25 protein-coding genes and 1 tRNA gene are annotated in these 23285 nt (G+C 67.5%); 8 read left to right on the forward strand and 18 right to left on the reverse strand.

Annotation, left to right across the window (positions count from 1 at the left end; genetic code table 11):
- Positions 1-2 precede the first annotated feature (2 nt).
- On the forward strand, positions 3-638 hold the full coding sequence (rpiA, locus tag KK141_RS08550) for a ribose-5-phosphate isomerase RpiA (RefSeq protein WP_214569314.1): 636 nt from the start codon (positions 3-5) through the stop codon (positions 636-638).
- A gap of 46 nt (positions 639-684) precedes the next feature.
- On the opposite strand, the gene KK141_RS08555 is transcribed toward rpiA, so the two are convergent.
- From KK141_RS08555 to rplM, 5 genes are all read right to left on the reverse strand, one after another.
- Positions 685-963: a hypothetical protein gene (locus KK141_RS08555; protein ID WP_214569315.1), complete on the reverse strand. Its 279-nt coding sequence runs from the start codon at positions 961-963 to the stop codon at positions 685-687.
- Positions 964-1162: 199 nt separating this feature from the next.
- Positions 1163-2002, reverse strand: a complete 840-nt coding sequence (locus KK141_RS08560; RefSeq protein ID WP_214569316.1) for a hypothetical protein — start codon at positions 2000-2002, stop codon at positions 1163-1165.
- A 109-nt stretch (positions 2003-2111) separates the two neighbouring features.
- A tRNA-Gln gene (locus KK141_RS08565) sits at positions 2112-2185 on the reverse strand.
- Positions 2186-2254: 69 nt separating this feature from the next.
- Complete coding sequence (rpsI, locus tag KK141_RS08570; protein ID WP_167252603.1) at positions 2255-2647, reverse strand: 30S ribosomal protein S9; 393 nt, start codon at positions 2645-2647, stop codon at positions 2255-2257.
- Positions 2648-2656: 9 nt separating this feature from the next.
- Positions 2657-3085 (reverse strand): 50S ribosomal protein L13, encoded by a 429-nt coding sequence (rplM, locus tag KK141_RS08575; protein WP_167252604.1) that lies wholly within the window; start codon positions 3083-3085, stop codon positions 2657-2659.
- Between the two features lie 130 nt (positions 3086-3215).
- Here rplM and KK141_RS08580 point away from each other — a divergent pair, with 130 nt between their 5' ends.
- Together KK141_RS08580 and coq7 are read left to right on the forward strand one after the other, a co-directional pair.
- Entirely contained in the window at positions 3216-4418 is a 1203-nt protein-coding gene (locus KK141_RS08580) for a (Fe-S)-binding protein (RefSeq protein ID WP_214569317.1), read from the forward strand.
- Positions 4419-4432: 14 nt separating this feature from the next.
- Positions 4433-5074, forward strand: coding sequence for a 2-polyprenyl-3-methyl-6-methoxy-1,4-benzoquinone monooxygenase (coq7, locus tag KK141_RS08585; RefSeq protein WP_214569318.1), 642 nt, complete (start codon positions 4433-4435; stop codon positions 5072-5074).
- A gap of 58 nt (positions 5075-5132) precedes the next feature.
- Here the strand turns inward: coq7 and speD are convergent, their stop codons facing one another.
- A complete protein-coding gene (speD, locus tag KK141_RS08590) occupies positions 5133-5918 on the reverse strand; it encodes an adenosylmethionine decarboxylase (protein ID WP_026633844.1) in 786 nt (261 codons plus the stop codon).
- A gap of 293 nt (positions 5919-6211) precedes the next feature.
- On the opposite strand from speD, the gene crp reads away from it, so the two are divergent.
- Positions 6212-6907, forward strand: coding sequence for a cAMP-activated global transcriptional regulator CRP (gene crp / locus KK141_RS08595; RefSeq protein WP_026633845.1), 696 nt, complete (start codon positions 6212-6214; stop codon positions 6905-6907).
- Positions 6908-6972: 65 nt separating this feature from the next.
- Here the strand turns inward: crp and KK141_RS08600 are convergent, their stop codons facing one another.
- The 5 genes from KK141_RS08600 to KK141_RS08620 form a co-directional block, all read right to left on the reverse strand.
- Positions 6973-7941 (reverse strand): helix-turn-helix domain-containing GNAT family N-acetyltransferase, encoded by a 969-nt coding sequence (locus KK141_RS08600; RefSeq protein ID WP_214569319.1) that lies wholly within the window; start codon positions 7939-7941, stop codon positions 6973-6975.
- Between the two features lie 79 nt (positions 7942-8020).
- Positions 8021-8725 carry an HAD family hydrolase gene (locus KK141_RS08605; protein ID WP_214569320.1) on the reverse strand — a complete coding sequence of 235 codons (705 nt, stop codon included), beginning with the start codon at positions 8723-8725 and terminating at the stop codon, positions 8021-8023.
- 4 nt (positions 8726-8729) lie between these two features.
- A complete protein-coding gene (trpC, locus tag KK141_RS08610) occupies positions 8730-9524 on the reverse strand; it encodes an indole-3-glycerol phosphate synthase TrpC (RefSeq protein ID WP_214569321.1) in 795 nt (264 codons plus the stop codon).
- Positions 9525-9645: 121 nt separating this feature from the next.
- On the reverse strand, positions 9646-10704 hold the full coding sequence (gene trpD, locus KK141_RS08615; protein WP_214569322.1) for an anthranilate phosphoribosyltransferase: 1059 nt from the start codon (positions 10702-10704) through the stop codon (positions 9646-9648).
- Positions 10701-11297, reverse strand: a complete 597-nt coding sequence (locus tag KK141_RS08620) for an aminodeoxychorismate/anthranilate synthase component II (RefSeq protein ID WP_167252610.1) — start codon at positions 11295-11297, stop codon at positions 10701-10703. The genes trpD and KK141_RS08620 overlap by 4 nt, the downstream gene beginning before the upstream one ends.
- Positions 11298-11616: 319 nt before the next feature.
- On the opposite strand from KK141_RS08620, the gene KK141_RS08625 reads away from it, so the two are divergent.
- The 3 genes from KK141_RS08625 (at position 11617) to KK141_RS08635 (ending at position 13729) form a co-directional block, all read left to right on the forward strand.
- Positions 11617-11829: a hypothetical protein gene (locus KK141_RS08625; RefSeq protein WP_214569323.1), complete on the forward strand. Its 213-nt coding sequence runs from the start codon at positions 11617-11619 to the stop codon at positions 11827-11829.
- Between the two features lie 93 nt (positions 11830-11922).
- Positions 11923-13053: an acyltransferase gene (locus KK141_RS08630; protein ID WP_214569324.1), complete on the forward strand. Its 1131-nt coding sequence runs from the start codon at positions 11923-11925 to the stop codon at positions 13051-13053.
- A 4-nt stretch (positions 13054-13057) separates the two neighbouring features.
- Positions 13058-13729, forward strand: coding sequence for a hypothetical protein (locus tag KK141_RS08635; RefSeq protein ID WP_214569325.1), 672 nt, complete (start codon positions 13058-13060; stop codon positions 13727-13729).
- A gap of 31 nt (positions 13730-13760) precedes the next feature.
- Here the strand turns inward: KK141_RS08635 and KK141_RS08640 are convergent, their stop codons facing one another.
- From KK141_RS08640 to KK141_RS08670, 7 genes are all read right to left on the reverse strand, one after another.
- Positions 13761-14888: an FAD-dependent oxidoreductase gene (locus tag KK141_RS08640; RefSeq protein ID WP_250901619.1), complete on the reverse strand. Its 1128-nt coding sequence runs from the start codon at positions 14886-14888 to the stop codon at positions 13761-13763.
- Positions 14885-16138: a dicarboxylate/amino acid:cation symporter gene (locus KK141_RS08645; RefSeq protein WP_214569326.1), complete on the reverse strand. Its 1254-nt coding sequence runs from the start codon at positions 16136-16138 to the stop codon at positions 14885-14887. Before KK141_RS08645 ends, KK141_RS08640 begins: the two co-directional genes overlap by 4 nt.
- Positions 16135-16926, reverse strand: a complete 792-nt coding sequence (locus KK141_RS08650; protein ID WP_214569327.1) for a hypothetical protein — start codon at positions 16924-16926, stop codon at positions 16135-16137. The genes KK141_RS08645 and KK141_RS08650 overlap by 4 nt, the downstream gene beginning before the upstream one ends.
- A 23-nt stretch (positions 16927-16949) precedes the next feature.
- Positions 16950-17798, reverse strand: coding sequence for a MurR/RpiR family transcriptional regulator (locus KK141_RS08655; RefSeq protein ID WP_214569462.1), 849 nt, complete (start codon positions 17796-17798; stop codon positions 16950-16952).
- Between the two features lie 37 nt (positions 17799-17835).
- Positions 17836-18933: a dipeptide epimerase gene (locus KK141_RS08660; RefSeq protein WP_167252619.1), complete on the reverse strand. Its 1098-nt coding sequence runs from the start codon at positions 18931-18933 to the stop codon at positions 17836-17838.
- A 34-nt stretch (positions 18934-18967) separates the two neighbouring features.
- Complete coding sequence (locus KK141_RS08665) at positions 18968-20353, reverse strand: SH3 domain-containing protein (RefSeq protein WP_214569328.1); 1386 nt, start codon at positions 20351-20353, stop codon at positions 18968-18970.
- Positions 20354-20424: 71 nt separating this feature from the next.
- Entirely contained in the window at positions 20425-21573 is a 1149-nt protein-coding gene (locus tag KK141_RS08670) for a DUF819 family protein (RefSeq protein ID WP_214569329.1), read from the reverse strand.
- 247 nt (positions 21574-21820) lie between these two features.
- Between KK141_RS08670 and KK141_RS08675 the strand changes: the two genes are divergently transcribed.
- Positions 21821-23254 (forward strand): transglutaminase domain-containing protein, encoded by a 1434-nt coding sequence (locus KK141_RS08675; protein ID WP_214569330.1) that lies wholly within the window; start codon positions 21821-21823, stop codon positions 23252-23254.
- Positions 23255-23285: the final 31 nt, after the last annotated feature.

The following is a 23285-nucleotide window of genomic DNA, read 5'->3' on the forward strand; positions in this document are numbered from 1 at the left end:
TCATGAGCAACGAAAAACGCCTGGCGGGCGAAGCCGCCATCCGCTACGTCGAGGAAGGCGGCATCGTCGGCGTCGGCACCGGCTCCACCGTGGCGTTCTTCATCGACGCGCTGGCGGACCTGAAGGACCGCATCCAGGGCGCGGTGTCCAGCTCCGAGCAGTCGACCGCGCAGCTCAAGCGCCTCGGCATCCCGGTGCTCGACCTCAACGCCACCGGCCCGCTGTCGATCTATGTCGACGGCGCCGACGAATGCGACCCCTACAAGCGCCTGATCAAGGGCGGCGGCGCAGCGCTGACGCGCGAGAAGATCATCGCCGCGGCGAGCGCCAAGTTCGTGTGCATCATCGATTCCAGCAAGCGCGTGGAACTGCTGGGCAAGTTCCCGCTGCCGATCGAGGTGATCCCGATGGCGCGCAGCCTGGTCGGCCGCGAGATCGTCAAGCGCGGCGGCAACCCGGTGTGGCGCGACGGCGTGGTCACCGACAACGGCAACTGGGTGATCGACGTGCACGGCTGGCAGATCGCCGACCCGGTGACGCTGGAAAAGGATCTGAACCAGATCCCCGGCATCGTCACCGTCGGCCTGTTCGCGCAGCGCGCGGCGGACGTGGTGCTGATCGGCGACCGCGAGATGTAAGCCTTCGGCGGGCCGCGTCCGCTGCTTGCGGACGCGGCTGCGCTTTTCAGTGGATCGCCGCCTTGCTGATCGCCACGTGCGCGGCAAACGCGCCGGAGACGGCATCGCCGGCCTTCGCGTTGTTGAGCAAGGCGCCGTAGACCGCATTCAATTCGCTCTGCAGCTGCTTTTTCGCGGCAGCAGTGAGCGCACCGTTCGCCGTCGGCCCACCCATCGGCACGATCACATCCCACAGCGCGGGATTGCGCAGCGCCGCCAGCGCGGCGACACCGTATTTCTCCACCAGCCCTTCCAGCGTCAGGGCCTGCTTCTTCTGCGTAGCCATATCGCCTCCTTTCGCGCGCGATGCGCGGATGCGGGCTGGGACGCTACATCCGGCGGGGATGCGTCGCAGCTAGCCAGGGGCGATAGGACTTATGCCCTTGCCTTGGCGAGGCGCTGCTATTGGATATGTGCTTTGGAGCACGGTGCCGAAGAAACATTCGGCGGCGAAATAACGGGTTTCCTCGCCGATGGCGGCCCGCTTATTTGAAGGTCTTCGCGCCACCGCGCTTGGCGAATGGCGCCAGGGTGTCGGCCTTCTTCACGAACACCTCGTTGAACGTCTTTCCCTTCTTGATTTCACTGAGCGCCTTGGTCACCTGGCCGGGATTGCGGCCGTTCACCTCGCGACCGTGTTCGGCCAGCATCAGCGTGCCCATCTTGTAGGCCCACTTGCGGCCTTTCTTGGTGAGTCCGGCCTCCTTGAAGGCCGCCTTGGCCTCGTCGGGTTTCCCCTGGGTCAACAGATCGAGACCTTTGCCGACATGCTCGTGGCGCTCCGCGACCGTCTTGCCCGCTTTGAAATACTGCTTGTCCGCCGTCGCGCCGTTGCTGCGCAGCCGCTTGTCGAGATTGGGCGCGAGCTGGGCATAGTCGTGGACCTTGCTGTTGGAGACGGCGGCGATGTCGTTGGCGGCGTGCAGCGAATGGACGCCGACGCTTTTCCCCGGTTCGTAATCGACATGGCGATTGACCTCCTTCACCTCCGTGCGAACGGCTTTGATGTCCTTCCTGCCGCGGATGTCCTTCGATTTGCCCAGGATGGCCTTGAGCTGCGTATCCAGCTTGGGAAACTCGAGTGACTTGAGCAGGACGACGTCAGTCGCCTTGCGGCCGCCGGGGATCCCCGCCCCACCCTTCATATTCGCCGTGGGCTGGCTGTCGCCCAGGGTGACCAGCGCCTCGTAAGTTTTCTTCGAGATCTTCGTGCCCGCCTGCCTGGCCGAATGGCGCACGGGCGCTTTGAACGACACGGTCGGCACCTTCAATGCGCTGGCCGTACTCGTCCCGCTGCCGCTCGGTTTAGGCTTGGCCTTGGGCACGATGCACCCATCCCCTGCGTGGATCGGAGCAGGCTGAGGCGGGAGATGGAGGCTGTCAAGCGGACGCACAAAAGAAAAGCCCCTGGGATCACCAGGGGCTTTTCGATGTTGGCTGGGAGACTAGGATTCGAACCTAGATAAACGGAGTCAGAGTCCGTTGTCCTACCGTTAGACGATCTCCCAACATTCTGCCGATGCGGCGCGCTCTGACCTGCATGCGCTGCATCGTTGAAGCAAAACCCCCGAAGGGAATTAGCGCTTCGAGAACTGGGTAGCGCGACGGGCCTTGTGCAGACCGACCTTCTTACGCTCGACCTCACGGGCGTCGCGGGTCACGAAGCCGGCCTTGCGCAGCTGGGTCTTCAGGCTTTCGTCGTATTCGATCAGCGCGCGGGCAATGCCCAGGCGGATCGCACCGGCCTGGCCGGTGATGCCGCCGCCGGCGACGGTGACGAGCACGTCGAACTTGTCGGTGGCTTCGATCAGTTCGAGCGGCTGGCGCACGATCATGCGCGAGGTCTCGCGACCGAAGAACTGATCAAGCGGCTTGCCGTTGACGACGATGTCGCCCTTGCCCTTGCGCAGGAACACGCGGGCGGCGGAGGTCTTGCGGCGGCCGGTGCCGTAATTCTGCTGGATCGCCATGTTGGTTCCTTAGATTTCCAGCGCCTGCGGCTGCTGTGCGGTATGCGGATGCTCGGCGCCGCCGTAGACCTTGAGCTTGCGGTACATGGCGCGGCCCAGCGGGTTCTTCGGCAGCATGCCCTTCACGGCGATCTCGATGACGCGCTCGGGGTGGCTGGCCAGCATGTCCTTCAGACTGGTGGTCTTCAGGTTGCCGACGTAACCGGTGAAGCGGTGGTACATCTTGTCGTCCAGCTTGGCGCCGGTGACGTGCACCTTTTCGGCGTTGATCACGACGATGTAGTCGCCGGTATCGACGTGCGGGGTGAACTCCGGCTTGTGCTTGCCGCGCAGGCGACGAGCGATCTCGGTCGAGAGACGACCGAGCGTCTTGTCAGTCGCGTCGATCACGAACCAATCGCGCTTGACGCTTTCCGGCTTGGCGCTGAACGTTTTCATTTCGGAATACCTAGTCTGCCGCCACATGGGCGGTTGGCATAATCGGCGGTGCAAAGGCGCGAGATGATAGCGGAGCTTGCATCGATCGCGCAAGCCCACCGTCGGCGGGCTGCGAGCTGGCAATAATAGCATGATGAACCGGTCCGAAGAAAAGCCCCCTACACGCATCGCCGCACTGGCCGACCAGTGTGTGCAGTGCGGCCTGTGCCTGCCCGTCTGCCCCACGTATGCGCTGGATCGCAACGAGGCCGAGTCGCCGCGCGGACGCATCGCCATCGCCGCCGCGCTGGCCCGCGGGCAGGTGGAGCCCACCGCCGAGCTGCGCGAGCACCTGGATCACTGCCTGGGCTGCATGGGCTGCGAGAAGGTCTGCCCGGCCAATGTCCGCTACGGCGAATTGCTGGTGGAGACGCGGGCGCTGCTGGGGCCGGCGCCAGGGCGGCCGGAGCGGGAAATCGGGCTGATCCGCGACCCGGCCCGCTGGCGGCGCTTGCGGCAGGTGCTGGATGGACTGGGTTTTCGCGGCTGGAAATCGCTGGTGGCGAAAGGGCTGCCCGCCAAGTCCGCGCTGCGCGGCGCGCTGGCGTTGTGGCCGCGAAACCCATTGCCGGCGCCCTATGTCGCGCAAGCCGCCACCGATCAAGCAGCGGATGCAGACACCATCGCCCTCTTCCCCGGCTGCATCGCCAGCGTCGAGGACGCCGACGCGCAGCGCTCCGCCCTGACGCTGCTGCGTGCCGCCGGTTATCGCATCGTCGAGCTTCCCGCCTTCTGCTGCGGCGCCATGGATCTGCACGGCGGCGACACGGCCAACGCCGAACGCGCGGCCGCGCAGGTCGATGCCGCCTGGCGGAGCGCGAAAGCGGCGCATCTGGTGACGATCACTCCCGGCTGCATCGGCACGCTGCGCCATGCGCTGCCCGGCGTGCGCGTGGCCGATCCCATCGCGCTGCTGGCGGCACGCACCGAACGGCTGTCGTTCCGCCCGCTGCAGGCGCGGGTCGCCGTCCATCTGCCCTGCACGCAGACCCATGTCGCCCGCAGCGACGACGCATTGCTGCGCCTGCTGCGCCGCGTGCCCGAACTCGACGTCGCCCCGCTGCCCAAGCCCCCGCACTGCTGCGGCGCCGCCGGCACGCACATGCTGGAATTCCCCGAACGCGCCGCCCGCCTGCGCGAAGACGCCCTGCGGCAGGTCGCCGCCTTGGCGCCGCAGCGGCTGTTGTCGTCCAATATCGGCTGTCGCCTGCATCTCGCCGCAGGCATGCAGGACCAGCGGCAGTGGCCGCACCAGCACCCGCTGGTCCTGCTGGCGCAGCAACTGGAACCCTAGAGATGGAGGCCGCCATGAATGTCCGCACCCTGTCGCCGCTCGACCACCTGCTGGTCGGCCTGGAACGCGCCCTGGAAACCGTGGGCGGCAGCCCCGAAGCCGCGCGTCCCTCGCCCGCCGCCGGCGTCGACGAGGCCGAGCTGGACGACGCCGAGCGCCGCCACGCCGCCGGCCTGATGCGCATCAACCATACCGGCGAGGTCTGCGCGCAGGCGCTCTACGACGGCCAGGCCGCGCTCGCCCGCAGCGAGGAAAACCGCGAGCACCTGCTGCACGCCGCCGCCGAGGAAACCGACCACCTCGCCTGGTGCGCCGAACGCCTGAAGGAACTGGACAGCCGCCCCAGCCTGCTCAATCCGCTGTGGTACGCCGGCAGCTACGCGATCGGCGCGCTGGCCGCGCTGGCGGGCGACACGGTGAGCCTGGGCTTCGTGGTGGAAACCGAGCGGCAGGTGGAAGCGCATCTGGAAGAACACCTGGAAACGCTGCCGGCGCAGGACCAGCGTTCGCGCGCCGTGCTGGCGCAGATGCAGGAAGACGAAGTGCGCCATGCGGAGCAGGCGAAGGAACGCGGCGGCATCGAGCTGCCATTCCCGCTACCGGGGCTGATGCACTTGAGCTCGATTGTGATGAAGAAAGTGGCGTACCGGATCTGATGCCGCCCTGGAAATCCGCAAAGAAAAAACCCGCCTTTCGGCGGGTTTTTCATGCGTGTCACATCAGGTTGCGCCCGTGGAACAGCTCTTCGATCTCGCGCCGCAGCAGCGACTCGATGCGCTGGCGCTCCTTGAAGGAGAGATCGTCCGCATGCGCCTCGAACAGGTAGGTGTCGAGGTCGAAGTCCTTGATGTGCATCTTCGTGTGGAACATGTTTTCCTGGTACACGTTGACGTCGAACATCTCGTACTTCTGGCGGATGTGCTTGGCCAGGTAGTCCTGCACCGAGTTGATCTTGTGGTCGATGAAGTGCTTCTTGCCCTTCACGTCGCGGGTGAAGCCGCGCACGCGGTAGTCGGCGATCACGATGTCCGACTCGAAGCTGTCGATCAGGTAGTTCAGGGCCTTCAGCGGCGAGATCACGCCGCAGGTGGCCACGTCGATGTCCGCGCGGAAGGTGGCGATGCCGTTGTGCGGATGCGTTTCCGGATAGGTGTGGACGGTGATGTGGCTCTTGTCCATGTGCGCCACCACGGCACCGGAAATGGTGTCGCGGCCGAGCTTCTCCACCACCGGCTCCTCGGAGATGAGGATGGTCACGGACGCACCCTGCGGGTCATAGTCCTGGCGGGCGATGTTGAGGATGTTGGCGCCGATGATCTCCGCCACGTCCGTGAGGATCTGGGTAAGGCGGTCGGCGTCGTACTGCTCGTCGATGTATTCGATGTAGCGCTGGCGCTGTTCTTCCGACACCGCGTAGCAGATGTCGTAAATATTGAAGCTCAGGGCCTTGGTCAGATTGTTGAAGCCCTGCAGGCGCAGGCGCGGGAGGGGTTTCACCACGGCGACTCTCCATGGCCGGGGGGCGGCCAGCAGTAGAGGCGGGTTAGCGACAAGGGTCCCCGCAGAAAAAGAAAAACGACGCGAAGACGTAAGCCTCCGCGACCCTTGTGACCGGGCGGCGACAACGCCGTGACCGAAAGACCGTGAAGTATGCGACAAAATAGGGAGAAACTGAACCTTGGCAGGCTGCGCTGGTTTGCCATAATGCCGCGGGGTCAACAGAAGAACGAACCGAAGTCCAGCCGCCGCCCTCAGGGGCCTGGCGGCTGCCGCCCTCCAAGCTGGGATAGATCGTGGCGCAACTCAAATACCAACTCCAACAAGCTTTTGAACGCTCCCAGGCTCCCGCCAGCTTCGCCCCCGACCCGGCGTCGATGGAGCGCTTCCTGGCCCTCTGCCACCGTCGCCGCTACCCCGGCAAGACGGCGATCATCCGCCCCGGCGACCCGGCCAACACCTTGTATTACATCGTCGACGGCTCGCTGGCGGTCTGCACCGAGGACGAGCAGGGCCGCGAACTGATCCTGGCCTACCTCAGCCGCGGCCAGTTCATCGGCGAAATGGGGCTATTCGTGGAGCAGGCCCAGCGCGAGTCGATGGTGCGCACCCGCACCCCCTGCGAAATGGCCGAAATCAGCTACGAGCGCCTGTTCCACCTGATGGAAGGCCCGCTGCGCGAGGAATGCCCGAAGATCCTGTTCGCGATCGGTTCCCAGCTCACCCATCGCCTGCTGCGCACCTCCCGCCAGGTCAGCCGCATGGCCTTCATGGACGTGACCAACCGCATCTCTCGCACCCTGCTGGACCTGTGCCAGGAACCGGACGCCATGAGCCACCCGGACGGCACCCAGATCCGCATCTCCCGCCAGGAAGTCAGCCGTATCGTGGGCTGCTCGCGCGAGATGGTGGGCCGCGTGCTCAAGCAGCTGGAGGAGCAGGGCATGATCGACGTGGCCGGCAAGACCATCGTGGTGCGCGGCACCCGCTGAGCGCCCCGCCCCGTCCGATCCCGACGAACCCGGCCCCGGCCGGGTTCGTTCGTTTCAGGGGCGGCTCAACCGGCCAGGCGCGCGGCCGGCGCCCGGTAGACCATGTACACGTCGGCCCGCTCGTAGTGCGAACCGGCGCGGATGGACGGCTGCAGCTCGAAGCCGGCCTGCTCGTACATGCGCAGGGCGGTGCGCAGCTTGCTGTTGGATTCCAGGAACAGCTCGCGCCCGCCGCGGCGGTGGAATTCGGCGATGGCCGCGTCCAGCAGCTTCCGCCCGGCGCCCAGGCCCTGGAAGCTCTCGTCCACGCTCATCTTGGACAGCTCGTACACGCCGGGCGACTCGTGCAGCAAGGCGCAGGTGCCGATGGCCTGCCCGCCCATGCGGGCGAACAGCAGGGCGCCGCCGGGGGCCAGCACGTAGCGCTCGGGGTCGCTGAGCATCTGGCGGTCGATGTCCTCCACCCGGAAATAGCGCTCCAGCCACTGCACGTTGAGGCGGTAGAAATCCGCGGCCAGGGCCGGCTCGTAGGGCACGATTTCCAGCGGCTGGGCCAGCAGGGCCGAGTGTTCGGCCAGGATCGCCGGCACGATCGGACGCGCCTTCAGCGCCTCCTCGCAGGCCGCCAGCGCCGCCAGCAGCCGCTCGCCCTGCTCGCCCAGCGAGGCGGTGACGCCGCGACGGATCGCCTGCCAGATCGGCCCCAGCGCGCCCAGCGCCTTGCGCGCCTCGTCGGTCAGCACCAGGATGCTGCGGCGGCCGTCCTGCGGGTCGCGCTCGCGGCGCACCATGCCGGCCGCGTCCAGCTTGTCCACCAGCTGGCTCACCGCCGAATGGGTCTGGCCGATCGCCGCCGCCACCTCGCCCACGGTGCCGGGGCCGCTCTCCCACAGATAGCGCAGCACCGGGAACCAGCGCGATTCGATGGAGGCGCCGCAGGCGCGGTAGACCTCGTCGGCCGCGGCGTAGAACTGGTCGCTGAGCGCCTTCAGGCGGCTGCCGAGCGCCAGCTCGGCGAGGGTGGACAGGTACATGGGGAATGGGCCTGGAGATGATATGTAAGCGCTAACATAATCACCCGACGGCGCCTCCACAAGACCCGACGGCGCGGTTTCAGAACCACTCCACCCGCGTCACCGAACGCCCCAGCGCCTTCTCCAGCCGCTTGCACACCTTGGGCGTGCCATTGACCAGCACCGCCTCGCCGGCGCCCTTGAGCATGGGGATGTCGGCCAGCGAATCGCTGTAGGCCAGCTGCCATTCGCGCACGCCATGCGCGGCGAGGCGCTCCAGCTTGCGCCGTCCCACGTTGTGGAACTTCACGCGCATGCCGAACGGCCCCGGCTTGAACTCCGAGGCCAGCAGCTCCAGCCCGTCCAGCCCGAGCTGGTCGAGGATGCCGCGCGCCACCGTGCGCTCGCAGCCGGTCACCACGATCACCCGGTCGCCCGCGGCCTGGTGCCGGCGCAGCGCCTGCAGGCCGTCGCGGTAGAACTGCCTGGGCCGGCGCACCAGCGCGGCGGCGAAGGCCTGCGCCTCGGCGGTGTAGCGGCGTTCGCCGACGCCGAGCAGGCCGATATGCACCAGGCTGCGCACCACCGTGCGCCAGGACAGCGGCCACACCAGCAGCATCCACGGCAGGTTGGCGCAGGCCAGCAGCTTGCGCAGCGGCGCGCGCGCGTAGCGCTCGGTGATGAACACGCGGAAGCTGTCGCCCTGGAACAGCACACCGTCGAAATCGAACAGCACGGTGCGCGGCACCACGGCCGCGTCGCCCGCCGTCTCCGGCGAGGTGGAGGTTTCCCCTGTCAACGTCATCGCCCTACTGCGCGGCGAACAGCCGCTTGAGTTCGGAGCCCGGGTCCTGCGCGCGCATGAACGCCTCGCCGACCAGGAACGCATTGATGCCGGCATCGCGCAGGCGCTCGACGTCGTCCGGCGTGTGGATGCCCGATTCGGCGACCAGGATGCGGTTGTAGTCCATCAGCTCGCGCAACTCGATCGAGGTGTCCAGCGTGGTCTCGAAGGTGCGCAGGTTGCGGTTGTTCACGCCGATCAGGCGCACCGGCAGCGCCTGGGCGCGCTCCAGTTCCTCGGCATCGTGCACTTCGCACAGCACGTCCATGTCCAGCTCGGCGGCCTGCATCGAAAGATCCTCCAGCTCGGAATCCTCCAGCGCCGCGACGATCAGCAGGATGCAGTCGGCGCCGATCGCGCGGGCCTCGTACACCTGATAGGGATGGATCACGAAGTCCTTGCGCAGCACCGGCAGCGAGCAGGCCTCGCGCGCCTGGCGCAGGAATTCCTCGCTGCCCTGGAAGAAGTCCTTGTCGGTCAGCACCGACAGGCAGGCCGCACCGGCGAGCTCGTAGCTGCGCGCGATCGAGGCCGGGTCGAAGTCGGCGCGGATCACGCCCTTGCTGGGGCTGGCCTTCTTCACCTCGGCGATCACCGCCGGCAGGTCGGCTTCGATCTTCGCCTCGACGGCATCGGCGAACGGACGCGTCTCGGTGGCATCGGCCAGGCGCGCCTTGAGTTCGGCCAGCGGCAGCCGTGCGCTGCGCTCGGCGATCTCCTCCGTCTTGCGCGTCAGGATGCGTTGCAGGATGTCGGTCATGGGTCGGCCTGGATGCGTCAGCGTGGGTCGGGGAAACGCGCGGTGCGCGGCCCAAGGTTACACAAGCTTCGGCCACGACGCGCGCGGACCGAATGCCTAGGGCGATTGGCCTACCTTGGGCTTACGATGCTGCCGCAAGCCTGCGGGTGGTTGCCACGAAAGCGTCCATTTTTGCACGAGCCGCGCCGCTGGCAATGGTCGCGCGCGCCAATTCGATACCCGCCGCGATCGACGGCGCCACGTCGGCCGCATACAGCGCCGCGCCGGCGTTGAGGCAGACGATGTCGTGCGGCACGCCGCGGCGCCCTTCCAGCGCCTCCAGCAGCATGGCGCGCGACTCGGCCGCGTTCTCCACGCGCAGGTTGCGGCTGGAGGCCATGGCCAGGCCGAAGTCCTCCGGCTCCACTTCGTACTCGCGCACTTCGCCGTCGCGCAGCTCGCCGACCAGGGTGGCGGCACCCAGCGAGATCTCGTCCATGCCGTCGCGGCCCCACACCACCAGCGCATGCTTGGCGCCCAGCTGCTGCAGCACGCGCACCTGGATGCCGACCAGGTCGGGATGGAACACACCCATCAGAATATTCTGCGCACCGGCAGGATTGGTCAGCGGCCCCAGGATATTGAACAGGGTGCGCACGCCCATTTCCTTGCGCACCGGCGCCACCACCTTCATGGCCGGATGATGGTTGGGCGCGAACATGAAACCGATGTCGGTCTCGCCCATGCACTGCGCCACCTGCGCCGGCGGCAGGTCGATCGCCGCGCCCAGCGCCTCGAGCACGTCCGCGCTGCCCGACTTGGACGACACGCTGCGCCCGCCATGCTTGGCCACGCGCGCGCCCGCCGCCGCGGCGACGAACATCGACGCGGTGGAGATATTGAAACTGGAGGCGCCGTCGCCGCCGGTGCCGACGATGTCGACGAAATGCGGATGCGGCGCGGCATCCACCTTCGCCGCCAGCTCGCGCATCACCCGCGCGGCGCCGGTGATCTCGCCGATGGTTTCCTTCTTCACACGCAGGCCGGTGATGATCGCCGCGGTCATCAGCGGGCTGACTTCGCCGCGCATGATCTGGCGCATCAGCTCGATCATCTCGTCGTGGAAGATCTCGCGGTGCTCGATGGTTCGCTGCAGCGCTTCCTGCGGGGTGATGGTGATGCTGCGCCCGGCACCGTTCATGCGGCGAGCTTCAGCGGCAGGCCGAGGAAGTTGCGCAGCAGGTCGTGGCCATGCTGGGTAAGGATGGATTCGGGGTGGAACTGCACGCCCTCGATCGGCAACGTCTTGTGGCGCAGGCCCATGATCTCGTCGATCGAACCGTCGGCATGCTCGGTCCAGGCGGTGACTTCCAGGCAGTCCGGCAGCGAGCCCTGCTCCACCACCAGCGAGTGGTAGCGCGTGGCCTCGAACGGATCCGGCAGCCCGGCGAACACGCCACGGCCGCGATGGCGCACCGGCGAGGTCTTGCCATGCATGATCTGCTTGGCGCGGATCACCTTGCCGCCGAAAGCCTGGCCGATCGCCTGGTGCCCCAGGCACACGCCGAACACCGGCACTTCGCCCGCCAACTGCCGCAGCACGTCCAGCGACACACCCGCGTCGTCCGGCGTGCCCGGGCCGGGCGAGATCATGATGTGCGAGGGCCGCAGCGCGCGGATGCCGGCCACGTCGAGCGCGTCGTTGCGCACCACCTTCACTTCCTGTCCCAGCTCGCCCAGGTACTGGACGAGGTTGAAGGTGAAGCTGTCGTAGTTGTCGATCATCAGCAACATGAGCGCTGCAACCCTATGAATTTAACCATGTTACGGGCCATGGCCCGGACTTCGTGCCCGCCTGGGCGGACCGTGGGGAGCGCACAGGATAGCGCGCCTGCCGGGGCATGACGGAACGGATCCGCAGGTAGTCCACGCAGCCGCGCTTGGACGTCCATTTGCCCCCGTCCGCGGCGCTGCTGGACACGTAACGTACCCGCTCCGTCCTAAATACAGTGCCCCGGGCGCCATTTCAGCCTGCGCCTGAGAGACGCCTGCCGGCCTCCACGCCAAGATGCGGGCGTGGTCCGCCGCACCCGCGGCAGCCGGAGCGTCGACGATGAAAGCGCAGCGCAACCGCTCATTCGTAGGAAAGCTCGGGCGCGGCCCGAAACAGATCACGCTGCTGGTGAGCGCGCTGCTGCTCATGCTGCTGAGCATCGTCAGCTGCGCCAGCAAGCCGGTGGCCGGAGCGATCCTGGTCGGCGTGGCCGCGGGCATCGCGCTGGCGATCCTGCTGCGCATGGCGCTGAACTTCGATCCCGAGGAATAGATCCGCCGCGAGCATCGGAATACGCCCAAATTGATTGCGGATTCAGACAGCCTTAAGTCTAAAATCCGCCGATGATGCAAACGCGGGCGCCCCATGGCAGAACGACACAAGCTTGACTGGATTCAGGCGCTGCGCGGCGTCGCCGCCCTGCTGGTGGTGGTGACGCATGCGCGCCGCTACCTGCTGGGCACCCCGTGGCAGCCGTTCGTGGAGCAATACATCCTGCCCGCGGCACAAGGCGTGGACCTGTTCTTCATGGTCAGCGGCTTCATCATGGTCTACACCACGCGCCACGCCGACGGCTCGCTGCGCTACGCCAGCGCCTTCCTGATCAAGCGGTTTGCCCGTGTGTGGCCGGTCTATGCGGTGGCCGTGCTGCTGTGGATCGCATTCCTGGCGGCCACCGCGCAGCCGATCGCGCCGCTGGCCGACATCCTCAAGAGCCTGTGCTTCCTGCCGATATCGACCCACCAGCCGCCTTACCTGGGCCTGCCCTACCCGATCGGCTGGACGCTCAACTACGAGTTCTATTTCTACGTGATCTTCGGCGTATCGATCCTGTTCGGCTCGGCCCGCTGGCTCGCCTTCAGCGCCTGGCTCGGCCTGACCCTGCTGCTGGCGCCCTGGCTGGCCGCCGGCTATATCTCGCTGCTGGCCGTCAACGACTACCACTTCGGCACGGCCCTGGCGAACCAGATCACCAATCCGATGGTGTGGGAATTCGCCGGTGGCGTGCTGGTCGGCCTGCTGTACCAGTCCAGGCTGAGCATCCCGCGCTCGTGGCTGTCGGACACGCTGATCGTGGCCTGCATCGCGCTGATCGTCGCCACCTCGTGGCGCTATACCTGGATCCACGGCCCGATCCGCTGGGGCGCGCCGTTGCTGCTGATGTTCGCGGTGATGGCGCTCACCTACAAGAACGCCGAGCCGCGCGTGCCGCGCTTCCTGGTCTGGCTGGGCGGCCTGTCCTATTCGCTATACCTGCTGCACTACATCGTGTTCAGCGTGGTCACGCAGTTCATGGTCCTGCTGGGATGGCAGGCGCTGACCCCGACCTGGCTGTACGCGATCCTGATCGTGCCGCTGCCGCTGGCGGCCGCCGCGCTGTCCAGGCGCTACGTCGAAGACGGCCTCGCCGTTCGCGTACGCGATGGGCTGCTGGTGCTGCATGGGCGCATCTTCGCTGCGCCGGCGCACGGCCAGGCGCGGACCGGCGAAGTCTAGCCCCATGCGCAATCTCGACTTCACCTCCTGGCAAGGCCTGCTCTCCACCCTGATCGGCCTGGCGGTGATCACCCTGATCGGCGTCGGCATCCGCCTGCTGGCGATGCAGACGGTGCAGCAGCGGCGCGAGCGCGCCAACCGCCAGATCAACGAACGCCTGCGCACCCTGATCGGCGCCTACAAGACCCTGGGCGGCTCCTTCACCGGCAACCTCGCCGTGGACCCCACCCACCTGCGCCAGCTGCGCGAACGCGGCGAAGCGGAAGCGGCGATGGCGGCGGGCGAACGCGCGCGCCGTACGCGCGACGCGGTGGAAGCGGCGCTGTCGGACATCATCCTGCTCGGCACCGAACGGCAGGTGGAACTCGCTGCGCACGCCGCCAACGAGCTGGTGGCGGGAAGGCCCGTGCATATCGACGAGCTGGTGGTCTCCTTGCGCGATTTCATTCGCGAAGTGCTGGACCTCGATCCGATTCCCTCCTCCGTCGGCATTCCGAAGCAGGGACCGGCGCGCGTGGCTGCGCAGCGCGGCAAAGGCGAGGGCAGCAAGGGGGAAGGTAGCGGCGGCGGAAAAGCTGGCGGCGGCATGGGCGGCGGCATGGCCGCGGGTGCGGGCGCGGGACTAGGTTTGGGTGGCGGCTTGTCCGCCGACGACGACGCCGAGCATCACCGCTGACACCCCGGTCGCATAGCCAGCCGGATTCCGCTTAACCGCGTGGCGCCAGCATCTCGGCGCTGAGCCCCGCATCCTGCAGATAGCCCGGCAGCGCCCTGCCCAGCGCCAGGCTCGCGCAGGCCTCGCCCATCGCCGCGCTGGTCTGGATGCCGTAGCCGCCTTGCGCCGCGACCCAGAAGAAACCCGGCGCATCTGTGGCGAAGCCGCCCACCAGATCGCCGTCGGCAACGAAGGAACGCAACCCCGCCCAGGTGCGCACCGGCCGGCGGATGCTCAGCGTGGTGGCTTCCTCGATGCGGTAGATGCCCAAGGCCACGTCGAGTTCTTCGGGCTGCACGTCGTGCGGCAGTACGGGGTCGGCGTTGGCGGAGGAGCCCAGCAGCAGGCCGGCGTCGGGTTTGAAGTAGAAGCTTTCGTCGGCGTCGATCACGAACGGCCAGCGCGCGGTGGCCATGCCATCCGGCGCTGCGAACAGGAAGGCCGAGCGGCGGCGCGGCTCGATGCCCAGCGGATGGACGCCGGCCTGGTTCGCCACCTGGTCGACCCAGGCGCCCGCCGCGTTGAGCACCAGCGGTGCGCGATACACCGTGTCGCCCGCATCCACATACCAATGCCCGGGGCCGCGTTCGATCGCGCCGATCTCCACGTCGGTGCGCAACTGCCCGCCGCGTGCACGCAGGCCACGCAGAAAACCCTGGTGCAGTTCGTTGACGTCGATATCCGCGGCACCCGGCTCGTGCAGGCCGATGCGTGCCGCTTCCGGGCGCAGCACCGGCACCATCGCCAGCAATTCGCCGGGCGACAGCAGTTTCAGATCGGAGGTATGCGACGACATCGCATCGTGCATCGCCACCACCGCATCGGTCTTGTCCGCATCGCCGATGATCACGGTGCCGCGCGGCGCAAGGATGGGATGCGCCGCGAAACCTTCCGGCGGACGCTCGAGGAACGGCCGCGTCGCCCGCGTCAGCGCGCGCACCTGCGGCGAGCCGTAGGTTTCGGAGAACAGCGCCGCCGAACGCCCGGTGGCATGCACGCCCGGATGCGCCTCGCGCTCCAGCACCGCCACCCGCGCATGCGGCGCGAGGAAATACGCCACCGAAGCGCCGGCCATGCCGGCGCCGATCACCACCGCATCGACTTCCACGATCCGGCTCATGCGCTCTCCACCGCAGCGGCATCCGCCGCCGATTGTTTCGCGACCACGCTGGTGGCGGTGAGATCGGCCGTGACATTGCCCAGCGTGGCCAGTGCATCCGGCAGCGTGTCCACCGCCAGCATCAGGCCCAGCGGACCCACTGGCACACCCATCGCCTGCGCCACCGGCAGGTTGGTCGCCATAAAGCTCACCTGTCCCGGCAGGCCGACCGAACCCAGGCTGATCACCACCGCCAGCAGCGCGCCGAGCACCAGTTGCGCCGCGCCAAGCTCGATGCCGAAAGCCCAGGCGATAAAGCAGGCCGAGGTGACGTACTGCACCGGGCTGGTCAGGCGGAACAGGCTGACCGCCATCGGCAGCACCAGCGCATTGACGTGCTGCGGATAGCCCAGGCGCGTGCCGGCGCTTTCCAGCATGGCCGGCATCGAGGCCAGCGAGGACTGCGTGCTCAGCGCCACCACCTGCGGCGGAGCCAGCGCGGCGACGAAACGGCGTATGCGCTCGCCGCCCCACAGCACCGCCACCGGCAGCATGAGCAGGGTGACCGCCAGATACAGCAGGCATTCGACCAGCACATAGATGCCCAGCGCACCGAGCATATGCAGCCCGGCCCGCGCACATACGGCGAGGATCAGCGCGAACACGCCCGCCGGCGCCGCCCACAGCACCCAGCGCACCACCACGATCATGGTGTCGGCGATGGCCTGGAAGAAACTCACCACCAAGGTGCGGCGCGCCGCTTCGATCCGCGTCAGCGCAAAACCGAAGAACAGCGCGAACACCACCGTCGGCAACATCGCGCTCTGCGCGGCAGCCATGATCGCGTTGCTCGGCACAATGCCGTTGAACCAGTCGGCCCAGCCCATCGGCGCCACCGTCGACGCCGGGCCGGCCACCGTCTTGCCCAGCGCCGCGGCCAGCGCCGGGCTGCGCGGAAACAGCGCGAAGATCGATGGCGCGGCGAACGCCGCCAGCAGCGCGCCGCCGGCCAGGATCACGATGAACACCAGGATTGCCCGCCGCGCCACGCGTCCGGAAGCGGCCGCATCGGTGGCGGTGTTCACGCCCACCACGATCAGCGCCAATACCAGCGGCACCACGGTCATCTGCAAGGCGTTCAGCCATAGCCGGCCGAGCGGTTGCGCGACGTCGGCGACGCGCACGGCAAGCTCAGGACTCATCGCATCCAGCGCCAGCCCCAGCGCCGCGCCGGCAGCGAGGCCGGCCAGTACCCGCGCGGTGGGACTCATGGCGCGGCGTCCGGCGCCGGCAGCGCCCAGTCGCGCTGCAGCTTCGTGTAGGCCTCGCGCGGCAGCAGCGCGAACACCGGGTGCTCTTCCGGCTTCAGCCAGCCCAGCAGCTGGCGCATCGCCGCTTCGTCCATCGCGGTGCAGCCGGCGGTGTTGTCGGTGGGCGAGCGCCACAGGTGGGCGAAGATGCAGGAGCCGGCGCCACGCTGCCCGTTCGGGTTGTGCTCGATCACGAAGCCCAGCTTGTAGCGCTGGTCGCCGTGCGCGTGCAGGTCCAGCCGCATCGCTTCGGTCGAACCGGCCACCGCCTTGGCGTCTTCATGGTTGGCATCGACGATGCGGTTGTAGAGCGGCGAGCCGTCCACGTCGACGCAGTAGTCCGACACGGTCAGGGCGCGGTACGCCAGCGCCGTATCCGCATGCCCGGCATAACCGAAGGCCTCGCCGATACGGAACACGCCCGCGGCACTGCGGCCATCGCCTTCGTGCTTGACCGGGCCATCCGTGCGCGGCGCATGCAGGCCCACGCCCCAGGCGGCGCCGGAGCGGCCGATGGTGACGGGCACCGCATCCGCCACCGGCTGCCACGCATCGCCACGGCGCTCATACGCACGCATCCGGCCATGGTCGACATTCCAGTCGTCGGTGACGACCAGCACCAGCTGGCGCGCATCTTTCCACGCGAGGGCATCGGTACGCGGCGGCGGCGAAGCAGCGCAGCCCGCCAGCGCAAGCAGCGCCAGGCCGACGATCGAACGCAGTGTGGATGAACGGAAAGCGTGGATCATGCGGCCCCGGAATCGTCAGGCGGTCAGGGTTCCAGCAGCAGCTGGAGCCGTTCCAGATTGGTGAGCAGCTGCGCGTGGCGGCGTTCGTCGCCTTCGCACAGCTCGATGAACAACCCGTCCAGCAGATGCTGCAGGGCGGATTGATAGACGATCGACTGCACGTACGGCTGCTCGTCGTGCGCCGACACCAGCAGGGCCAGGTCGGCCAGCGCGCGCAGCGGATTGGACGTGTGGCGCGTCACCGTCATCAAACGGCCGCGCTGCTCGCGGAACAGCCGCCCCATCTTGCACAGCGCCGGATGGTGGCCATGCTCGGAGAAGATCAGCAGCACGTCGCTCGCGCCGCCGGAAGAAATGCTCGCCATCATCCGCGCCACGTCGAAGCTCTGCACGGTGGCGATGCCCAGCATCGACAGCTTCAGCGCGAAGCCGCGCGAGTAGATGTCGTCCTCGCCCACGCCGATCACGAACACCTTGCCGGCCTTGCCCAGCGCATCCACCGCGCCGCGCAGCGTTTCCGGCGGATTGATCAGCCGCGTTGCCTCTTCCGCCTCCGATTTGCGTCGCCACAGGCTGGTGGCCAGCGACTCGCCCTCGCCACCGGCCACCACGTGCGCGGCCACCGCGGCCTCGCCGTTGTCGGCGCGCGCGATCGCCTCGCCTACCGAATACTTCAGGTCCGGATAACCCTTGAAGCCCAGCTTCTGGGTGAACTTCACCACGCTGGACTGGCTGATCCCCAGCGCGTTGGCCAATTGCTGCGAGGAGTAGTCGCGCAGCAGCTGCGCGTTCTCCAGGATGAAGTCGGCGATGCGCCGCTCCACTGCCGACATCTGGTCGCGCTCGGAGCGGATCTTCACCAGCGGTGACAGCGGCGTTGCGGGCAGCGATGCGGCCATGCTCGGGCTCCTAGCCATCGATCGGTTCCAGACCACGGATCTGGCGGATGCCCAGCCCCGGCGCGTCGCTGATCGAGATCTCCGACTCGTTGAAGTTCACCCCGCCGTCCACCGGGTCGTACTGGCACAGCGAGGGGCCGTCCAGGTCCACCTTGGTGATCACGTCGGCCTTGGCCACCGCCACGTGCACCGCGGCGGCCACGCTGATGCTGGTTTCCAGCATGCAGCCGATCATGCAGTCGATGCCGTGCAGGCCGGCGATGTCGGCGATGCGGATGGCATTGGAAATACCGCCGGTCTTCATCAGCTTGATGTTGATGATGTCGGCCGCGCGCAGGCGGATCAGCTCGATCACTTCCATCGGGCCGAACACGCTTTCGTCCGCCATCACCGGCGTGTGCACGCGTTCGGTGACATAGCGCATGCCTTCCAGGTCGCGCGCCTTCACCGGCTGCTCGACCAGCTCCAGCTTCACGCCGGCGTCTTCCAGCGTCTGCAGCGCGTACACCGCCTGCTTGGCGGTCCAGCCCTGGTTGGCGTCCAGGCGCAGCAGCGCGCGGTCTTCCACCGCGGCATAGATCGCCTTGACGCGCTCGATGTCGACGCCGATGTCCTTGCCCACCTTGATCTTCAGCGACTCGAAGCCGCGCTCCACCGCGCTGATCGAATCGGCCACCATCTTGTCGATGTAGTCCACGCTGATGGTGATGTCGGTGGTGATCACCGGATCGCCGCCGCCCAGCAGCTGGTACAGCGGCGCCTTGTAGAGCTGGCCCCACAGGTCGTACACCGCGATCTCCACCGCCGCCTTGGCGCTGGTGTTCTTTTCCATCGAGGCCTGGATCAGGTGGGTGATCCGGTTGAGGTCCGCCACCTCGTGCCCGATCAGCCGCGGCGCGATGTAGTGGCGGATCGCATCGACGATGGAGCCGTGCGTGTCGCCGGTGATCACCGCCGTGGCCGGCGCCTCGCCGAAGCCGACGTGGCCGGTGTCGGTATGCACCATCACCACGATGTCCTCCACGCGCTCGACCGTGCGCAAGGCCGTCTTGAAGGGCGTCTTCAGCGGCACCCGCAGCATGCCGAACTGGATATCGGTGATTTTCATGAGGTCCGTCTGTATGGGTCGGGTCGTCGGTCGGTCAGCGGATGCGCACGATGCTGGTCATGCGGTCGATATAGCGCTGCGTGTCGTTGAACATCAGCGGGCGCAGCGGCGTCACCGACACTTCATTGAGCTTGACCCGCCGCATCGCGCCGTCCTGGCGGTAGCTGAGGCCGTTGGTGTCGTGGATCACGTAGGGTTCGCCATCGATGCGGCCGAGCATCATCATCACGTGGCCGGGGATATAGATCAGGTCGCCGATCTGCAGCTCGTCGATCGCCTTCTCGCGCACCGCGCGGCTGTCCTTGTCGGTGAACAAGGTGTGCTCCAGCCCCGGGCTGACCGCCTGCGCGCTGGTATTGCGCGGCATCTGCACGCCCATGCTGCGGTAGACGTCGGAGACGAAGCCGCTGCAGTCGCGCGCGTCGTAGGCATGGCCCCAGCCATAGCGTTCGCCGAGGAACTTGAAGGCCTGGCGGATCAGGTTGGCATGGGTCAGCGGCAGATAGTCCGCCGCGCTGTCGGTGTTCTTCTGCAGCAGCGCGGGGCTGAAGGCGAGCGAGCCGTCAGCCTGGCGGACCGGCAGCTCCAGCGTCCACGAGCTGTAGGCATGCTGGCCGTTGACCGGCTGGTCCGCGGCCAGGCCCTGCGCCAGCGGCACGCGCGTGCCCATGTCCAGCTGCAGCTGCGAGACGCCGGGCTGTTCGCGGGTGTAGACGGTGCGCTCGGTGGCGCCGGTGACCACGCGGTATGGGGCCTTCTGCGCATAGGCGAGCACCTGTTCGCGGCTGCCTTCGGCGATCGCATCGCGCTCCACCCAGGCCGCATAGCGCGGACTCACCACGAACAGCCAGCGGCCGTCCTGGCTGGCGTGCACGATCGCTACCGGCGTGCCGGGGAATTCGGCGGTTTCCTGGAAGCGGTCGATATCGGTGTCGCCTTTATGGCTGAACACCCGCAGCGAGGTGGGAAAGGAACGCAGCGCGGCGCGCTTCACCACCAGGCCGTAGCGCGTCTTCTGCGTGGCCGGCACCTGGTCCAGCGCCAGCGACGGCAGCAGGGCATCGAGCGTGGCGGCGGGTACGGTGCGGCCGGCTTCGTCATAGAGCTCGTGCGTGGGACGCTTCGAAAGATCCTGGATCCACTTCAGCACCTGCGCGCGCTCCAGCGTGGCCGGCAGCGCCTGCAGGTCGTGCATGCTCGGATCGACCTGCAACAGCTTCGCGTTGCGCGCGGCGATGGTGGCGGCATCCAGCACCACGGCATCGGGCGACGGCGCCTGGCGCAGCCAGAACGCCGGATCCAGCTGCTCGGCGCCCACGCCGATCACGCCCGAAGGCGGCACCGTCATCTCGCGCGCATGCAGCGCGGCGCCCATCGGCAGCAGCAGGACCAGGCAGGCGGCGGCAAGCGGGTGACGCATGGTGGGTTTCCTCATTGCCGATTTCCTCATCCCGATTTCCTCATCGCGCTTTCCTCACCGACAGCCACCGCTCACGACGACAGCATCGACAACACCTGGGCCACCAGCAGACCGAAGCCGGTACCGAGGATATAGCCGAGCAGGGCCAGCAGGACGCCCACCGGCACCAGCGGACGCGCATAGGTGGCGGCCAGCACCGGCGTGGCGGCGACGCCGCCGATATGCGCCAGCGAAGAAATGCCGCACAGGTACAGGTCGAAGCGGAACAACTTGGCGAACAGCGCCAGCAGCACGCCCTGGATGCCGATGATGCAGACGCCGCACAGCAGGTACAGCGGCGCGCGGCCCATGCCTTCGAAATTGCTTTGCGATGCGAGCACCGCCACCACCGCCACCAGCAAGGTGCCGGAAATCTTGCCCGCGCCCGGCAGCCGCGCCAGCGGCGTATGCGCCGCGAACAGGCCCAGGCCGGTGGCCAGCAGGATGGTCCAGGTGGTGGGGCTGACCATGCCGGACGCCGGCAGCCGGTCGCCCAGCCAGGCGGAACCCGCGGCCACCAGCAGGGCCAGGCCCAGCCACAGCAGCACGCTGTCGGTGGTGGGCGGACTGTCGACGCGCGTTTCCGCGACGATCAGGTCGGCGCTGGAGGTGGCGCGGGTCCAGCGGTTGAAGGCCGGCGCCAGCCGCGCCACCGAGAACAGCACCACCACCCACATCGAGTAGCACAGCGCGTCGGTGAGCAGGCTCATGGCCAGGTGCGTGTCGGACATGCCGATCGCCTGCTTCACCGCGATCATGTTCGCGGTGCCGCCCATCCAGCTACCGCTCAAGGCGGCCAGCGGATGCCAGGCGTCGCCCGGCAGCCAGTGGCGGAACATCAGGTAGGTGACCACGAAGGCGGTGAACAGGCTCACCGACGTGCAGGCGAACACCGCCAGCACGCGCGGCCCCAGCGCAAAGATCGCACGCAGGTCGCAGTTGATCATCAGCAGGAACACCAGCGCCGGCACCATGCGCTCCACCAGCATGCCCTGCGCGGCCTGGATCTCGGCGGTGTTCTTCCACAGCCCCGACACGGCCAAGGCGGTGACCAGCAGATAGGTGAGCACGATGGGCGGCAGCACGTTGAAGATCCGCCAGCCGAACTGCCTTTCCAGCGCGGGGAATGCCCCGGCCGCCAACAGCATCAGCGCCAGGTAAGGCCAGACCGTCTGGATCATCGAACCCCCTTCGTCAGTGACTGCCGGGCGGCTGGCCCGTGCAGTTCGGCAGGCTTGGAATAGCTAATTCCTGTCAATTTCGATTGAAGCATAAATTATTGACCAGGGATTGCAAGCATGCTACACAGCGTTTTCAACAACTTCTTGCGGGGGAGTTCTTGTGTTGAAAACGGCAGGCTCGGCATCGGGTTCGGCGACCGCGCGCGCATGGCGCCGCACCGCTTTTGCGCTTGCCCTGGGCTGCGCCATGTCCTGTGTTTTCGCCGCGACCGGCGACACGCCCGCGGGACTGAAAGACACCGTCGCGCAGATCGACGCCGGCCACTTCAAGCAGGCCGACGCCGCGATCGACCAGGCGCTCGCCCAGCCGGGACTCTCCGCCCAGGCGCGCCAGGACTGGCTGTTCCAGCGCGAGCGCATGCGCCGCATCCTGCTCGACTTCACCCTCGACGCCGACGCGGTGAAGGCGCGGGTGCGCAAGCAGATGCCCGACTTGAGCGACGCCGATTTCGCGCGCTGGGACGCCGCCGGCCTGTTCGAGCACCAGACCATCGACGGCCGCACGCTCTACTTCAAGCGCTCGCCCGGCAACCTGTTCCGCCTCAGCGCCGAGGCGCGCGGGCGCCGCACGGACAAGACGCCGCTCACCGACGGCCCGATGGAGTCGCTCAACGACTACCACCGCCAGGTGCGCGCCGCCGCGCTGGCCGAACACGCAACCCACGTGCTGCCGCACCGCGTGCGCATGACGCAGACGCTGACCGTCGACGCCAACGCCGTGCCCGCGGGCGAGACGGTGCGTGCATGGATTCCCTATCCGCAGGAACTGCCCGGCCAGCAGGACGACATCCGCTACGTCGCCAGCGTGCCGGCCAAGCACGACATCGCGCCGGCCAGCGCGCCGATGCGCACGGTCTACCTGGAGCAGCCCGCCAAGGCCGGCGAGAAAACTGTGTTCTCGGTGACCTATGAAGTGAGCTTGTCCGCGCAATACCGCCAGATCGATCCGGACAAGGTCACCGCCACGCGCATCACGCCGGAACTTGCACCCTACGTCGCCGAGCGCGCGCCGCACGTGGTGTTCACCGACGACCTGCGCAAGTTCTCCAAAGACGTGGTGGGCGAGGAGAAGAACCCCTACCGCATCGTGCAGAAGCTCTTCGCCGCGGTGGACCGCATTCCATGGGCCGGTGCGCGCGAGTACTCGACCATCAGCAACATCAGCGACTACACCCTGCATGCCGGCCACGGCGATTGCGGGCAGCAGACGCTGCTGCTGATCACCCTGCTGCGGCTCAACGGCATTCCGGCGCGCTGGCAGTCCGGCATGGTGTTCGCCGAGAACGGCTACGACAACATCCACGACTGGGGCCAGGTGTATCTGGCGCCCTACGGCTGGGTGCCGATGGACGTGACCACCGGCCAGCTGCATCCGGCCACGCCGGCGGATGCGCCGCTGCAGTGGTTCTACCTCGGCGGCCTGGACGCCTGGCGCATCGCCTTCAACCGCGATTTCGGCCAGCCCTTTACGCCGCCCAAGCAGCAGTTCCGTTCCGACAACGTCGATTCGCAACGCGGCGAGGTCGAGTGGAAGGGCGGGAATCTGTACTTCAACCAGTGGGACTACCACTTCCAGTGGCAGCTGCTGCCGGACGCGCGGGGGCGTGCCGGCGGCGCCTGAGTTCTTTTCGCTAACGCATCGACATCACGTT

The organism is Dyella sp. LX-66 (assembly GCF_018599165.1).
Lineage (GTDB): Bacteria > Pseudomonadota > Gammaproteobacteria > Xanthomonadales > Rhodanobacteraceae > Dyella_D > Dyella_D marensis.